General features: G+C 59.6%; 15 protein-coding genes. 10 read left to right on the top strand and 5 right to left on the bottom strand.

Translation table 11 applies throughout. The features are described from left to right. Positions 1-33: 33 nt before the first annotated feature. The gene (locus tag RIFP1SYM_RS01290; RefSeq protein WP_005958742.1) at positions 34-525 is read right to left on the bottom strand and encodes a CDP-archaeol synthase; all 492 of its coding nucleotides are present in this window, start codon (positions 523-525) and stop codon (positions 34-36) included. Between the two features lie 171 nt (positions 526-696). On the opposite strand from RIFP1SYM_RS01290, the gene RIFP1SYM_RS01285 reads away from it, so the two are divergent. Together RIFP1SYM_RS01285 and RIFP1SYM_RS19105 are read left to right on the top strand one after the other, a co-directional pair. After that, positions 697-1,422 carry a hypothetical protein gene (locus RIFP1SYM_RS01285; RefSeq protein ID WP_005958741.1) on the top strand — a complete coding sequence of 242 codons (726 nt, stop codon included), beginning with the start codon at positions 697-699 and terminating at the stop codon, positions 1,420-1,422. A gap of 26 nt (positions 1,423-1,448) precedes the next feature. Then, positions 1,449-1,793: a hypothetical protein gene (locus RIFP1SYM_RS19105; RefSeq protein ID WP_005958740.1), complete on the top strand. Its 345-nt coding sequence runs from the start codon at positions 1,449-1,451 to the stop codon at positions 1,791-1,793. Between the two features lie 287 nt (positions 1,794-2,080). Here RIFP1SYM_RS19105 and htpX read toward each other — a convergent pair whose 3' ends face one another. Further along, positions 2,081-2,938, bottom strand: a complete 858-nt coding sequence (gene htpX / locus RIFP1SYM_RS01280) for a zinc metalloprotease HtpX (RefSeq protein WP_005958739.1) — start codon at positions 2,936-2,938, stop codon at positions 2,081-2,083. Between the two features lie 112 nt (positions 2,939-3,050). On the opposite strand from htpX, the gene RIFP1SYM_RS01275 reads away from it, so the two are divergent. The 6 genes from RIFP1SYM_RS01275 (at position 3,051) to RIFP1SYM_RS01245 (ending at position 8,166) form a co-directional block, all read left to right on the top strand. Next, positions 3,051-4,106: a methyltransferase domain-containing protein gene (locus tag RIFP1SYM_RS01275; RefSeq protein ID WP_005958738.1), complete on the top strand. Its 1,056-nt coding sequence runs from the start codon at positions 3,051-3,053 to the stop codon at positions 4,104-4,106. Next, positions 4,075-4,776 carry a paraquat-inducible protein A gene (locus RIFP1SYM_RS18530; RefSeq protein ID WP_006473731.1) on the top strand — a complete coding sequence of 234 codons (702 nt, stop codon included), beginning with the start codon at positions 4,075-4,077 and terminating at the stop codon, positions 4,774-4,776. Before RIFP1SYM_RS01275 ends, RIFP1SYM_RS18530 begins: the two co-directional genes overlap by 32 nt. A 7-nt stretch (positions 4,777-4,783) precedes the next feature. Then, on the top strand, positions 4,784-4,957 hold the full coding sequence (locus tag RIFP1SYM_RS18525) for a paraquat-inducible protein A (RefSeq protein ID WP_005958736.1): 174 nt from the start codon (positions 4,784-4,786) through the stop codon (positions 4,955-4,957). An 870-nt stretch (positions 4,958-5,827) separates the two neighbouring features. After that, positions 5,828-6,619, top strand: a complete 792-nt coding sequence (locus tag RIFP1SYM_RS01260; protein WP_005958735.1) for a phosphocholine cytidylyltransferase family protein — start codon at positions 5,828-5,830, stop codon at positions 6,617-6,619. Between the two features lie 67 nt (positions 6,620-6,686). Next, positions 6,687-7,424 (top strand): class I SAM-dependent methyltransferase, encoded by a 738-nt coding sequence (locus RIFP1SYM_RS16195; protein WP_240991562.1) that lies wholly within the window; start codon positions 6,687-6,689, stop codon positions 7,422-7,424. Between the two features lie 70 nt (positions 7,425-7,494). Further along, positions 7,495-8,166 carry a CDP-alcohol phosphatidyltransferase family protein gene (locus RIFP1SYM_RS01245; protein WP_039959515.1) on the top strand — a complete coding sequence of 224 codons (672 nt, stop codon included), beginning with the start codon at positions 7,495-7,497 and terminating at the stop codon, positions 8,164-8,166. 83 nt (positions 8,167-8,249) lie between these two features. Here RIFP1SYM_RS01245 and RIFP1SYM_RS01240 read toward each other — a convergent pair whose 3' ends face one another. Both RIFP1SYM_RS01240 and hemF read right to left on the bottom strand, forming a co-directional pair. After that, positions 8,250-8,621: a YajD family HNH nuclease gene (locus tag RIFP1SYM_RS01240; protein ID WP_005958733.1), complete on the bottom strand. Its 372-nt coding sequence runs from the start codon at positions 8,619-8,621 to the stop codon at positions 8,250-8,252. Positions 8,622-8,752: 131 nt separating this feature from the next. Continuing rightward, a complete protein-coding gene (gene hemF, locus RIFP1SYM_RS01235; protein ID WP_006473735.1) occupies positions 8,753-9,697 on the bottom strand; it encodes an oxygen-dependent coproporphyrinogen oxidase in 945 nt (314 codons plus the stop codon). Positions 9,698-9,935: 238 nt separating this feature from the next. On the opposite strand from hemF, the gene RIFP1SYM_RS01230 reads away from it, so the two are divergent. Both RIFP1SYM_RS01230 and RIFP1SYM_RS01225 read left to right on the top strand, forming a co-directional pair. Continuing rightward, positions 9,936-10,703 (top strand): HAD family hydrolase, encoded by a 768-nt coding sequence (locus tag RIFP1SYM_RS01230; RefSeq protein WP_006473736.1) that lies wholly within the window; start codon positions 9,936-9,938, stop codon positions 10,701-10,703. A gap of 3 nt (positions 10,704-10,706) precedes the next feature. After that, on the top strand, positions 10,707-11,864 hold the full coding sequence (locus RIFP1SYM_RS01225) for a pyridoxal phosphate-dependent aminotransferase (protein ID WP_005958730.1): 1,158 nt from the start codon (positions 10,707-10,709) through the stop codon (positions 11,862-11,864). Between the two features lie 79 nt (positions 11,865-11,943). Here the strand turns inward: RIFP1SYM_RS01225 and RIFP1SYM_RS01220 are convergent, their stop codons facing one another. Further along, on the bottom strand, positions 11,944-13,155 hold the full coding sequence (locus RIFP1SYM_RS01220; protein WP_005958729.1) for an ABC transporter permease: 1,212 nt from the start codon (positions 13,153-13,155) through the stop codon (positions 11,944-11,946).

Genomic DNA, 13,155 nt, shown 5'->3' with positions numbered 1-13,155 from the left:
TCCTTCCATTATGCGCGGTGGCCACGGGACGCCCTAATAGGGGTGGCGCCGGATGTGCAACCAGAACAGCACCCTGGAGAGCAGCAACTCGGTGATGAAGAAGAGCACAACCAGTAGCGCCAGCTGTGTCAGCGGTAGCTCGATCAGCAGCCGACAGGCGAGTAGCGGAAGCAGCGATTCGGGGATCTGATCCAGGCCCAGCGCCATGCTGCTCGAGGGCATCCCCAGACGCCGCTTGATGAAACTGGAGCTGATGTCACCGAGCATCGCAAACAGGGCAATGACCAACCCGAGCAGCCAGCCCAGACCGAGCAGCAGTGATACCAGTGGTGTCAGCAGCAGTGCTGCGATGACGCCACGCCAGGTCTTGGAGGGACCGAGCAGGGGTTGGCCGCTGGCGAGCCTGTGGCCTCTATCGATCGGGTGGTTGAAGCCCGAGTGCAACAGCTCCCGCGCCAGCAGCGGGGCACCGTTGGTCGTTAGCAACAGCAGTAGCAGCAGGAGTTGGTCGGTTGTGATCCACATAGGCAGGCTCCTTATGGGACAGTCTAACCGGACGGCCTGACAAGTCTATCGGGACAGGCCCGTCCCCCTGTCTGCTGACTGTAGATAAAACTGATCCTGAACAATGACCTACAGGTGGATTATGTTAGTCTGACTCAGTCATATGCGTGCAGTTGAGGCGGGGCCTGCAAGATGAAAGCTGTTTTCTACCGGATATCGCTGATTGTTTCTCTATTGATCCTTCCGCTGTCGTTGCTGGCTGAGCCCCTACCCTGGGAGGGCCTGATGCAGGATGGCAGCCGAATCTCCATCGACCCGCAAACCAACAAGGCGAGTCGCAGCGCGCAAGGCGAGAGTCAGCCGCTCTGGGACGGGGTGCACCAGCTCGACAACGGTGCGGTGATCATCGTGCGTGACGGGGTGGTGGTGATGGATGCGGAGTTGTTGGAGTCCCATGAGCGACAGCAGCGGGAGATGGAACAGGTGGCCTGCATGCAACTGGTGCGTAAGGTATGCGGGATCCACAATGAGTGCCAGAAGCATCCCGCCTGTGATCCGGCAAGGCAGCTGCTGTCCCTGGAGAAGGAAGAATTACGCAACCGCGGGCTCAACCCGATTTGGCAGGGTGTGGAACTCGACAGCCGTCGCCTCTGTCTGGATGCGCTTAACAACGAGAACTATTTCCAGGTCTGCACCAAGCGGCGCAGTACCAACCGGAAGAGCCCCTGTCAGGCGCTGCAGAAGCAGGTCTGCGGCAGCCGCGGCCAGTGCGCACGCACCCAGGCTTGCGATGCGGCGCGGCAGCTGCTCGGCATGGAGCGGGAAGAGCTGGTACAGGTGCCGAGCGGGTTGACCCAGAGTGGTGCCGAGTGCCGTGAGGCGATGGAGGAGGGGCGTTTCTTCAAACCCTGTGAGTAGCCTCTTTTAGTGTCACAGTTGGCTGCATGGCAAAAAATAAGCCGTGCAGCCGGCGGCAGCTGCTATGCCCTTCGGTAGATGTTGCTTCCCTCTTTGATCGACTCCAGAACCTGAAGCTCTCTGATTTTTACTGGCTCAACGGCCATCGGGTCGGCGGAGAGTGCCGTTATGTCTGCCAGCTTGCCTGCTTCCAGGGTGCCCTTGCGAGCTTCCTGAAATTCTGCCAGGCGGCATCTGCGGTAATCGCACGCATCGCTTCAAACGGTGTAAAGCGCTCTTCCGGCCCCAGCTCCTTAGCGCTGGTAGTGACCCGGTTGACGGCGCTCCAGGCAACATTGCGCATTTCGATGCCGGTGATCGGCGCATCGTGATGCAGGGTGATTTTTAAGTTGCGGTCGAAAGCCGAGCGGGCGGGGTCGATGCGCGCCGCCCCATGCCGAGAAATGCGCCAGCGGCTGCGCTGCCCTTCAGGAATTCACACATTCACGCTGGGTCAACTCCAGCCCCGCGTTATCCAGCATGTCGATGAGAGTCGAGTTACAGGCGCAGCCGTAGTGAATATGCTCAGATATGGGGTTTCCCTTTGTGATTCTTGATTCCAGAGGGCTATTTTACACCTCACCCCGCCTTGATCTCATGCTGGCTGGACGGGGTGGCCTCACCCCCGACCGTAGGCGGCATTCTCCAGGCGGCGGATACGCTCCTCCAGGGGCGGATGGGTGGCGAACAGCTGCGCTAGGTTGCGCCCGCTGAGGGGGTTGACGATGAACAGATGGGCCGAGGCGGGGTGGCTTTCCGCCTCCGGCATCGGGATCCGTTGGCTCGCCTGCCCCAGCTTGCGCAGGGCGCTAGCCAGCCACAATGGGTTGCCGCAGATCGCCGCGCCCTCGGCATCCGCCACATACTCACGGGAGCGGGAGATCGCCATCTGGATCAGCGAGGCGGCGATCGGCGCCAGGATCATCATCAGGATCGCCGCAAACGGGTTGCTGTTCTCCCCGTCGCTACTGCGCATGCCAAACAGCATTGCGAACTGTGCCATGTTGGCCAGCATCGCGATCGCCCCGCCGATGGTGGCGGCAATCGCCATGGTCAGGGTGTCGCGGTGTTTGACATGGGCCAGCTCGTGGGCCATCACCCCAGCCAGCTCCTCGCGGCTCATCATGCGCAGCAGACCGTGGGTGGCGGCCACCGCCGCGTGCTGCGGATCGCGTCCGGTGGCGAAGGCGTTGGGGGCCTGCTCTGGCAGTAGGTAGACCTTGGGCATTGGCATCCCAGCGCGGCTGGAGAGCTCACGCACCACATCATAGAGCACCGGCGCTTCGGCGGGGCTGGCAGGCTGGGCGCGATAGATCTTCAGCACCAGCTGGTCGGAGTACCAGTAGGAGGCGAAGTTCATCACTGCGGCCAGGATCAGGGCGATCACCAGCCCGGTCTGGCCGCCCATTGCCTGTCCGGCCACCAGTAGCAGCCCGGTCAGCGCCGCCAGCAGCAAGGTTGTGCGGATTCCACTCATAATTCTGTGTTTGCTCCATTCGACTGAGGCTTGGATTCGTAATAATGTGGGCCGCCCTAATCCTTTTCAAGTGGGCGACACGGCGAGTTCAGGCCCGGGAGTATGAAGATTCATGAAAGATTCGGTGAAGGCCTATTACGGCCAGGAGCTGCAGGGCAGTCACGATCTCAAGACCAATGCCTGCTGCACCGATGCGCAGATGCCACAGCGGCTGCGCAAGGCGCTGGCGAATGTGCACGACGAGGTGATGGCGCGCTACTACGGTTGCGGCCTGGTGGCGCCCGACCTGCTGCAGGGGATGCGCATCCTCGACCTGGGCAGCGGCTCCGGACGCGACTGTTACGCGCTGGCGCAGATGGTCGGTGAGAGCGGCTATGTGCTGGGGGTCGACATGACTGAGGAGCAGTTGGCGGTGGCGAATCGCCATCTCGACTGGCACCGGGAGCGTTTTGGCTATGCCCGCAGCAATGTGGAATTCCGTCTCGGTCACATTGAACAGCTTGATATGCTGGGTCTGGAGGATGAAAGCTTCGATATCATCGTCTCCAACTGTGTGATCAACCTCTCCCCCGACAAGGAGGCGGTGCTGCGCGAGGCCTACCGGCTGCTCAAGCCTGGCGGCGAACTCTACTTCTCCGATGTCTACGCCGACCGCCGCGTGCCCCAGGCGCTGCTCGAAGACCCAGTGCTCTACGGTGAGTGCCTGAGCGGCGCGCTCTACTGGAACGACTTTCAGAACCTGGCGAAAAAGGTGGGCTTTGCCGACCCGCGGCTGGTGGAAGACAGGCCGATCACCATCGACAACGCCGATATCGAGCAGAAGATCGGCCACATCGGCTTCTGGTCGGCCACCTACCGGCTGTTCAAGCTGGAGGGGCTGGAGCCGGCCTGCGAGGACTACGGCCAGGCGGTGGTCTACAAGGGTGGCATCGAGGGCAGCGAGGAGTCGTTTCTACTCGACGGCCACCATCTGATCCAGAAGGGCAAGATGTTCCTGGTCTGCGGCAACACCTACCGGATGCTCAACGAGACTCGCTTCCGCGATTATTTCGACTTCTATGGGAGTTGGCAAACCCACTTCGGCATCTTTGACGACTGCGGTAGCAGCACCCCCTTCGGTGAAGGAGAGGCGGGTGATGGTGGCTCCGGCGGGGGCAGTTGTTGTTGAGCCGATAGTGAGCCGGGCCTATCTTTGGGCGGCGATCGTTGCGCTGGCGCTGTTTCTGCTGCTGTGCAGTTGGCTGACCTGGCAGCAGGCCCATGCCTACGAACGGGAGACGCTCTATATCGTGCAGCAACTGGAGGCCGGCAACCGGCTGGAGTCGGTGGGACGGGAGTGGCTGGAGACGCTGACCTTGGGACTCTACGACAGCAGCGAAGCGGAGTCGCAGCAGACGCAGGGGTTGTATCAGCACAAGCAACTGCAGCAGGCCTACAAGGAGTCGGTAGAATGGCTACTGGCAGCCTTTGTTCTCACCGCGGCAGGGCTGTTTCTGCTCAGCTGGCTGCTGAATCGGCGTTGGATCGACCTGGGTTACACGATGCTGATAGTGGCGTTGCTCTCGCTGCTGGTCGGACTGACCACACCGATTCTCTCGGTGGAGGCGAGTAAGGAATTGCCACTGCTGGGAGAGACGGTGTTCCAGTTCAAGTCGAAGGGCATCCTTTCCACCATCGGCGCGCTGTGGCAGAACGGCAATCTGTGGTTGGCGTTGCTGCTGTTTCTGTTCAGCGTGGTATTGCCGTTTCTCAAGACCTTGCTGGTGACCATTACCCTAGTGGAATTCAGAGCACCACCTGATCCGTCGCGGCCTGCACTTCAGCCACCAGATCGGTAAATGGTCGATGGCGGATGTCTTCGTGGTGGCGATCCTGGTGGCCTACTTTGCCAACAGCGGCCAGGACCTGACCGAGGCCGAGGTGCAGGTTGGGCTAGTCTACTTTGCCGCCTATGTGGTGTTGTCACTGCTCGGCACCCAGCTGGTGGTGCGACAGCTCGCCGCCACCAAGCTGGGCTGATCCTTGGTGGCTATCAGTCGCCTTGAGATTGGTACAGCGGTTGTGGAACGAGGCTTCGGTTAGTCTGGCCGCTCGCAGCTGGCTTGGTTAAGTCAGCGCATTATCGTGTCCCTGCGTCAACGCTGTTTATGCATTCCGCTCCATGATGTCTTATTCCAATCCCGGCAGTCTATGAAAGGTTTGGATAAACGCATCTAACCTGCGGGTAATCTATTGCCAACGCTCCTGGGAATGCTTCTGAGTTTGATATCGTGGCCTAAATGCGCTAAACTCGCCTAGTTCTGCGGCGTTCTTGCCCTCCTTAATGTTTCTTCCTGCCGATAGTTGCCGCATTCAAGATCAGGTGGCGTAGTTTCCACTGTAATCATCGCGCACCGCCAAATGCGCTAGTTGTTCGATGTGCGGCGAAGTGGCGAATGTCGATATTTCTGCACAAGGATGCAGAGAGAAAAAGCATACGCAACGCTACCGCAACCGGAATGCTAATCGTATGGATTGTGGCGTATCCATATGCAACGGAATTGACCCTTCAACGGATGCTAAACGGAATATCGAACATGTGTAAATGGCTGCAAGGATCCTGAGAAGAATTCGAGTAGTGGATCAGGGAGGCCGCCGGGGCGGACCTTCGCTGGTGCGTTAGCCCACGGGATGCCAAAGCCAACAGGGAGAGGGTTGCCAGCCTCGTTCCGAATGATATCAGAAGTAACGGGGGTATTTTCCCCGATAAAGAATACCTTTATCGAGAGAGCGTGAAGGAGACAAAAAATGATGTGACCAGGATCAAGATTACAGGTGTTTGGCGCCGGAAACTGTGCCCGTTTTTGAACCAGAGATTGCAGTGAACCACTCACTCAGCGAGGGCCGATTATGACTGATTTTAACCGCTCAACCACCGCACTTTTGCTTGCCGCAGGGACGGGAAGCCGCCTGCGGCCATTGACCCAAAATGCGCCAAAGTGCCTCACCGAGGTCGGCGGCCGCCCGATCCTCGATCGTTTGATTCACAACCTGCGGGCAAAGGGGATTGAGCGGCTGGTGGTGGTAGTTGGACACCAGGGCGACCAAATCCGTGAATTTCTGCGTCACAATGCGGGCGGCATACGGGTCGATTACGTTTTCAATGCCGAGTACCGAACCACCAACAACCTCTATTCCCTGTGGCTGGCCCGGCAGCAGGTTCAGGAACCGTTCCTGCTGTTAGAAAGTGATCTGGTTTTTGAGGCTGAGATGCTGGACGGCATGCTCTATCCGGACAGAATCGCAATTTCCCACCTTCGTCCCTGGATGAATGGCACTACGGTGGTACTTGGCTCCGAGAGTCGGGTTACGGCTTTTCGCCCCGACTGCGGCGAATGCGATATGCCCCGGTATAAGACGGTGAACATCTACAGTCTGTCGATGAAGACTTGGCAGACGATGGAAGAAAGGTTGAGTGGCTACGTTTCGGATGGCAGGCTTGGCGTGTATTACGAGACCGTATTCGCGGACATGGTCGCCGACGATTCGCTCGCGTTCGAAGCGGTCTTCTTCAACGCAGACCGGTGGTACGAAATCGATACTCTGGTGGATCTGGACGAAGCGGAAAAGCTGTTTGGCGCTCCCAGTCCCGCTACGGACCGTTCCCTTGTCAGTCTCGAGTCGATGGCCATTCATGCCTGAGATCGACCACGCTGCGGTCAGTCGCTATTGGGCCGGGGTTAGATCATCGATCCTCGGGCCATATAGGATGGATGACTTCGGTTTTCCGGTGGGTGCGGGCCATTTTCGTTTCCGAGCGGAATCTCGGATCGTTTGGCGGCTACTCCAGGGTGTGAATCCGAATGGCACGGTTCTCGACCTTGGATGTGGTGTTGGATATTGGGCCGCAGCATTCGCTCGATGCTTCTCCCGCGTAGTCGCCGTCGAGGGTAGCGGCGCACTCTACCAGGCATTGGAGGCGCGATCCGCCGCCTACCCGAACATTCGTCCGGTACTCGGCAATGTCCTGTCGTTCGAACCCGATGCTCACTACTGCCTGATTTTTCTCGGTGGCCTGCTCATGTACCTTGATGAAGAAGACGTGATCGCCCTGTTGGGGAGGCTGGTTGCAAGCCTCGAGCCGGGTGGGATCATTCTGTGTCGCGAGTCCACTGTCCGGGGGGGAACCGAGACGTATGCGGGTGACTATCCGGTTGTCTACCGATCCATGCAGAATTACAGGCGGATCTTCAGGCAATGCGGATTGACGGTTCGGCATGCCGAACGGAATGAACCTTACGTCCTCATGCAGATGGGGTGTGAACTGATCAAAAAATGGAAGGGACTCGTGCCGGAGTCGGCTCAGATGCTACAGATTGTTGGCCCTTTGACCTATTGGGTGATGCGACTGGGAAATCCCTGGTTGAATCGTTTACCCAAGGCACTGGAAATCCCGTTCCCGAAGCTGGAAAACCATTTTTTCGTACTTGAAACGGAGGCAGCCTGAACATTCATAAGGCGCGGTTATTTTCGCGGCTTGGCGGGCTAACTAAATTCACCCTGATGTGGAGGTAAAGATGGAAAAAATGCAGAAAAACTTCCTTTACCGGAACCTAGCCAATGTGACATCGATTCTCGGTGTACTGCCTCTGGTATTACTGTTCCTTGATGACGGCTACCGTTACGTCATCCCGTTAATCATCTTCAATAATGTCATGGACGACCTCGATGGCGTTCTGGCCGGCAAACTGAATATCCGGAGCCGCTTCGGCGCCGATCTTGATAACGTTTGCGACGCTGTCGCTCACGTTGCCTTGGCGCTGGCGGTTGGCGCGCATTTCGGCGGCATGATCCTGATTGCAAGTGCAATCGCGGCGGGTTCGGTCATCATCCGCGCCACTTCCCGGCTCAATCCCGAAGCTGTCTCCGGGGGAGGGTCGCCGACTAATGAACTCATGCGTCACCTGCTGTTCATTCTGCTGCTTGAACAACCCTTAGGGTTCGAGCCTGGGAGTTTGCTAATCCCGCTGTTTCTGCTGCATACCATATCAATGCTCGTGCCCTACAAGATGCCCGCGCTCATCCGGGGGTGGTCCAAGTCGGTCATTGCGATTGGCACGGTCAATGTGACGCTGATAGCCGCATGGCTCATTCCGTCAGCCACGTTGTTTATCGCGGGGGCCTTCGTCGTGACCTATATGTATTCCTTCATCGTGGAAGGGGCCCGCTGGCTAAGGCGCTCTGAATGAACCTGGGCGAAGCAGATTGGGATTCAGAAAAGTGTCGGATGCTGGACCCAAGGTGCGAGTTTACGATTCGTTCAGATGGCTCCCTAATCCTCTTTTTCCATCAGGGATTTGAGGGCGGCAAACGGATTGTGGCTCGACTCTTTTGCACTACCTGATGAGGACTCACCGCTGCCGTCACTGTCGAGATAGCGGGAGTGTTCGTTGTCGTGGCAGTAGAGGCAGAGCAGCTCCCAGTTGCTGCCGTTCGGTGGGTTATAGTCGTGGTCGTGGTTTCTATGGTGCACGGTCAGCTCATGCACGTTGGCGCGGGTGAATTCGCGCCGGCAGCGGCCGCAGATCCAGGGGTACATCTTCAGCGCTTTTTCCCGGTAGCCCTGCTCGCGCTGTTCGCGGTTGTTGCGGGCCTCGGCGACGATCTGGTCGAGCTTATTGTGGTCTGGAGTCTTGTCTGCCATGGATTGTGGTCCTCCTGTGGCCTCTCTCTTTGTTTATAACGCGGCAATTAAACATGGCACATGTATAGGTCGTGCCGTGCCCGACATTATCCTTGATTGCAATCGATTATACGCGGCGGCCAGGGGGCGCCCTATATCTCTTCCTCGGGGTCGGCCCAAGCCCTGGGTTTGAGGTATTTGGTATAGAGTTCGGCCTCTTCAGTGCCGGGCTCCGGCTGCCAATTGTACCGCCACTTCACTGCGGGCGGCATCGACATCAGGATCGATTCGGTTCGTCCGCCCGACTGCAGTCCGAACAGGGTGCCTCTGTCGTAGAGCAGGTTGAACTCCACATAGCGGCCGCGCCGGTAGAGCTGAAAATCCCGCTGCCGCGGTCCATATTCAGTGGCTTTGCGCCGTTCGACGATGGGCAGATAGGCCTCGATATAACCGTCGCCCACACTTTGCATGAACTGGAAGCATCGTTCAAAGCCCCACGCGTTCAGGTCATCGAAGAAGAGCCCACCGATGCCACGCGGCTCCTGGCGGTGTTTGAGGTAGAAATAGTCGTCGCACTGCTGCTTCAGGTGCGGGTAGAGGTCGCTTCCAAAAGGTTCGCAGATAGCTCTGGCGCTCTGGTGCCAGTGGTGGCAGTCCTCCTCATTGCCGTAGTAGGGGGTCAGGTCAAAACCACCGCCGAACCACCAGACTGGATCGGCGTCTTCGTGCTCCGCGATGAAGAAACGCACATTGGCATGGGAGGTGGGGAGATAGGGGTTCTGCGGATGAATGACGATGGAGAGGCCCATCGCCTCAAAGGCGCGTCCGGTTAGCTCCGGGCGGTGGGTGCTGGCGGAGCCCGGCAGCTGCTTGCCGCTGACATGGGAGAAGTTGACGCCGGCCTGTTCAAACACTGTCCCATCCTGCAGTACACAGCTGATGCCACCGCCCCCCAGCCCGCCATCGCCCTCCCGTTGCCAGGCATCGGGGACAAATCGGGCAGTCTCTCCGGTCTCCTCCAGCGCGCGGCAGATCTTCTGCTGCAGGCGTTTCAGATAGTTGCTGACACTCTCTTTATCGATAATCTCGTGAGGCATACTGGATCTCTTGCTGACAAAATATCTGGATACCCCATCTGTTTCGCCCATGTGCTCTGCTGGAGGGGGTGAGGTTTGAATAGACCATTGTCTTTTATATTCAGGTGCATCCTCCCATCTTTTTTGTGTGGCAGGGCAGATTCGCTAAGCCGCTGCCTGATTCCCGCTGGGATGGAAGGTGAAAGGGGGCGAGGCATTGGGTAAGCTAGGCCGGTTTTTGCATTTGTGGAGAGAATCGATGGCAGAGTTGCAAGCCCTGATCTTTGACGTGGACGGAACCCTGGCCGATACCGAGCGGGATGGCCACCGAGTGGCCTTCAACAAGGCGTTTGCCGATGCTGGGCTCGACTGGGATTGGTCAGTGGAGTTGTATGGTCAGCTGCTGGAGGTTACCGGCGGCAAGGAGCGCATCCGCTTCTATCTGGATCACTTCAACACGGGATTCGAGCGTCCCGATGACCTGGATAGTTTCATTGCCGATCTGCACAAGAAAAAGACCGCTCACTACACCAACATGCTGGCCGAAGGTGCCATTCCCATGCGCAGCGGCGTGAAGCGGCTGCTGCAGGAGGCGCGTGAGGCCGGGCTGCGACTGGCGATCGCCACCACTACCACTCCGGCCAATGTTGGTGCGCTGCTGCAGCACAGCCTGGATGCGGATGCTGAGGGTTGGTTCGAGGTGATCGCCGCTGGTGATATCGTGCCGGCGAAGAAGCCCGCCCCTGATATCTACAGCTGGGCAATGCAGCAGATGGATATCAGCCCGGACGTCTGTGTTGCCTTTGAGGACTCTGAAAACGGCGTCAAATCTGCTGTCGGCGCAGGCATCAACACGGTGCTGGTGACCACCAATGACTACACTGAGGATCACGACTTCAACGGCGCCGAACTGGTGCTGGATCAGCTCGGTGAGCCGGGTGATGGTTTCCGGGTCATCAGCGGCGATGCGGGTGGTGCCGATCATGTCGATCTGGCGCTGCTGCGCCGCTTCCACGCCGGAGCCTGAGCAGTGGTACAGATCGCTGACCGGATGGCACGCATCCAGCCCTTCTATGTAATGGATCTGCTGGCCCGTGCCCGTGGCCTGGAAGCTCAGGGGCGCTCGATCATCCATATGGAGATCGGCGAGCCTGACTTCCCCACTCCGGCACCGATCGTGGCGGCGGGGCAGGCGGCGTTGGCCTCTGGCGAGACCCACTACACCCCGGCCAAGGGATTGCCGGCGCTGCGCGAGGCGATTGCCGGCTTCTACCGTCACCGCTATGGGGTGGAGCTGGATCCACAGCGAGTGATCGTCACCCCTGGCTCCTCAGGTGCCCTGCAGCTGGTGATGAGTGTGCTGGTCAATCCTGGGCAGAGCGTGCTGATGGCCGATCCGGGCTACCCATGTAACCGTCACTTTGTGGAGCTGGTTGAGGGCACGCCGTTGGGCATCCCGGTGGGAGCTGATACCGGCTATCAGCTCACCGCCGAGCTGGTGGAACAACACTGGCGCGAGGATAGCTGCGCGGTGCTGGTCGCCTCACCCGCCAACCCCACCGGCACCCTGTTGTCGCAGTCGCAGCTGAAGGCACTGCACCGTACGGTGCAGCGGCTTGGCGGGGTGTTGATCGTCGATGAGATCTATCAGGGGCTGGTCTACGATGGGGAGGGCGGCACTGCGCTGGCGCTGGCGGACGACCTGTTCGTGCTCAACAGCTTCTCCAAGTTCTTCGGCATGACCGGCTGGCGGCTCGGCTGGCTGGTGGCCCCTGAAGCGGTGGTCGATCCCCTCGACCGGTTGGCGCAGAATATCTTTCTCGCCGCCCCGACCCTCTCGCAACATGCGGCTTTGGTGGCTTTCTCGCCAGAGGTGATGGAGATTCTCGAAGTGCGCCGGCTGGAGTTTCAGCGGCGCCGCGACTTTCTACTACCGGCGCTGCGCGGACTGGGGTTCGACCTGCCAGTGACCCCCCAAGGCGCCTTCTATCTCTACGCCGGCTGTGAGGCGATCAGTGATGACAGTGCCGCGCTGGCGGAGCGACTGCTGGGGGAGGCAGGGGTGGCGGTGACGCCGGGGCTCGACTTTGGCTTCAATCGCCCCGAGAGTCATCTGCGCTTCGCCTACACTACTGGCCTGGAGCGGCTCGAGCAGGGAGTCGAGCGGTTGCATCGGTTCCTGCTATAGGTCGGGCCGCGCCCGACACCATTCTTGTTTTCAATCGACGACAGGCGGCGGCCATGGGCCGCCCTATGTCTTGCCAAGTTCAGATCTCGCGCAGCCCCTCGGAGGGTTCGATGCGTGCCGCCCGGTAGCCGGCGATGGCGGAGGCGAGGATCGCCGTGCCGGCGGTGATGCCCAGGGCGACCAGCAGGTGCTCCGGCAGCAGTCGGCAGACGCTCTCGCCGTTCTGCATCTGTGGCGCGAAGCGGTCGTTGATCAACCAGGCGACGCCGAAGTAGATCAGCACCGCGCTGAGCCAGCCGAGCAGCGCGGTGAAGATCGACTGGAGCATCGGAAACCAGACGATGTCGCCGGTACGAAACCCGACCAGCCGCAGCACGCTCAACTCCTTGCGCTTGCGATCCACATTGGCCCACAGGCTGGCGCTGAGGGAGAAGGCGAAGCCCACCAGGCCGATCACCGCAATTAGCCAGAACACCAGGCTCAGATTCTTGTCCATATCGCGCACGATCTCGATATCTGCGGCGCGGGTGCGAACCTCGATGCCCTGGCTCTGGAAACTGTTGCTGAGTGGCTCCACATCGTAGATCGAGCGGGCATAGAGGCGGAAGCCGGGATAGGTGCGCTGATCGGGGTTGCTTTGGTTACCGGACCAGCCGAGCGCCGGGACCGCATGGCCGTCGCGGAAATCCTCCATTGACTCCAGCAGATAGACTGGGGCAAATGCGCCGTCGCGGCCAAATGCCCCGGCACGGGCGATATCCACCACCGTCAGGTCTACGTGCACTCGCTCGCTCTTGCCACGGAAGCGCCGTGCCAGGCTGCCGCTGATAGTGTCGCCCTTTTTGACCTTGAGCTTGCGCGCCGCCGACTCCGAGAGCACCAGTTGGCGCAGCGTGTCGGGGGTGTCCAGACTCTGTAGCAGTGGGTCGCCGCGCTCGGTGGGGATCATCTCCACGGTGACGATCTGCGGCGCATTCTTGCTCTTCAGCTGCAGGGTGGCGGCAATGGAGCGGGTGCGCGGCACGATGAAGGCGACCTGCGGGCGTTGGCGCAGGGTCTCGATCCAACTGCGATCGTAGTGGCCGCTGCCGATCGGGCGGATCTCGCGGTTGCGTGGGTCATCGATCAGCTGATCGACCATGCTGCCGACGATGCCAAACTTTAGCCCGAACAGCACCAGCATCGGTCCCAGTACGGCGGCCAGGGCGAGGACAAAGAAGCTCGACATCTGCCATTCGTTGCGGTAGTCGCGGCTCGCCAGCCAGAGGATGTTTTTGAAACGTTTCAACAT

The organism is endosymbiont of Riftia pachyptila (vent Ph05) (genome assembly GCF_000224455.1).
GTDB classification, from domain to species: Bacteria; Pseudomonadota; Gammaproteobacteria; order Chromatiales; family Chromatiaceae; genus Endoriftia; species Endoriftia persephonae.
This window is presented reverse-complemented; position numbering and strand designations above follow the sequence as displayed.

What these genes read in the sequence shown, in the direction of transcription:
- RIFP1SYM_RS01290 (WP_005958742.1), bottom strand. Translation starts at nt 525, where the DNA reads ATGTGGATCACAACCGACCAACTCCTGCTGCTACTGCTGTTGCTAACG.
- RIFP1SYM_RS01285 (WP_005958741.1), top strand. Translation starts at nt 697, where the DNA reads ATGAAAGCTGTTTTCTACCGGATATCGCTGATTGTTTCTCTATTGATC.
- RIFP1SYM_RS19105 (WP_005958740.1), top strand. Translation starts at nt 1,449, where the DNA reads ATGGCAAAAAATAAGCCGTGCAGCCGGCGGCAGCTGCTATGCCCTTCG.
- htpX (WP_005958739.1), bottom strand. Translation starts at nt 2,938, where the DNA reads ATGAGTGGAATCCGCACAACCTTGCTGCTGGCGGCGCTGACCGGGCTG.
- RIFP1SYM_RS01275 (WP_005958738.1), top strand. Translation starts at nt 3,051, where the DNA reads ATGAAAGATTCGGTGAAGGCCTATTACGGCCAGGAGCTGCAGGGCAGT.
- RIFP1SYM_RS18530 (WP_006473731.1), top strand. Translation starts at nt 4,075, where the DNA reads ATGGTGGCTCCGGCGGGGGCAGTTGTTGTTGAGCCGATAGTGAGCCGG.
- RIFP1SYM_RS18525 (WP_005958736.1), top strand. Translation starts at nt 4,784, where the DNA reads ATGGCGGATGTCTTCGTGGTGGCGATCCTGGTGGCCTACTTTGCCAAC.
- RIFP1SYM_RS01260 (WP_005958735.1), top strand. Translation starts at nt 5,828, where the DNA reads ATGACTGATTTTAACCGCTCAACCACCGCACTTTTGCTTGCCGCAGGG.
- RIFP1SYM_RS16195 (WP_240991562.1), top strand. Translation starts at nt 6,687, where the DNA reads ATGGATGACTTCGGTTTTCCGGTGGGTGCGGGCCATTTTCGTTTCCGA.
- RIFP1SYM_RS01245 (WP_039959515.1), top strand. Translation starts at nt 7,495, where the DNA reads ATGGAAAAAATGCAGAAAAACTTCCTTTACCGGAACCTAGCCAATGTG.
- RIFP1SYM_RS01240 (WP_005958733.1), bottom strand. Translation starts at nt 8,621, where the DNA reads ATGGCAGACAAGACTCCAGACCACAATAAGCTCGACCAGATCGTCGCC.
- hemF (WP_006473735.1), bottom strand. Translation starts at nt 9,697, where the DNA reads ATGCCTCACGAGATTATCGATAAAGAGAGTGTCAGCAACTATCTGAAA.
- RIFP1SYM_RS01230 (WP_006473736.1), top strand. Translation starts at nt 9,936, where the DNA reads ATGGCAGAGTTGCAAGCCCTGATCTTTGACGTGGACGGAACCCTGGCC.
- RIFP1SYM_RS01220 (WP_005958729.1), bottom strand. Translation starts at nt 13,155, where the DNA reads ATGTTGAAACGTTTCAAAAACATCCTCTGGCTGGCGAGCCGCGACTAC.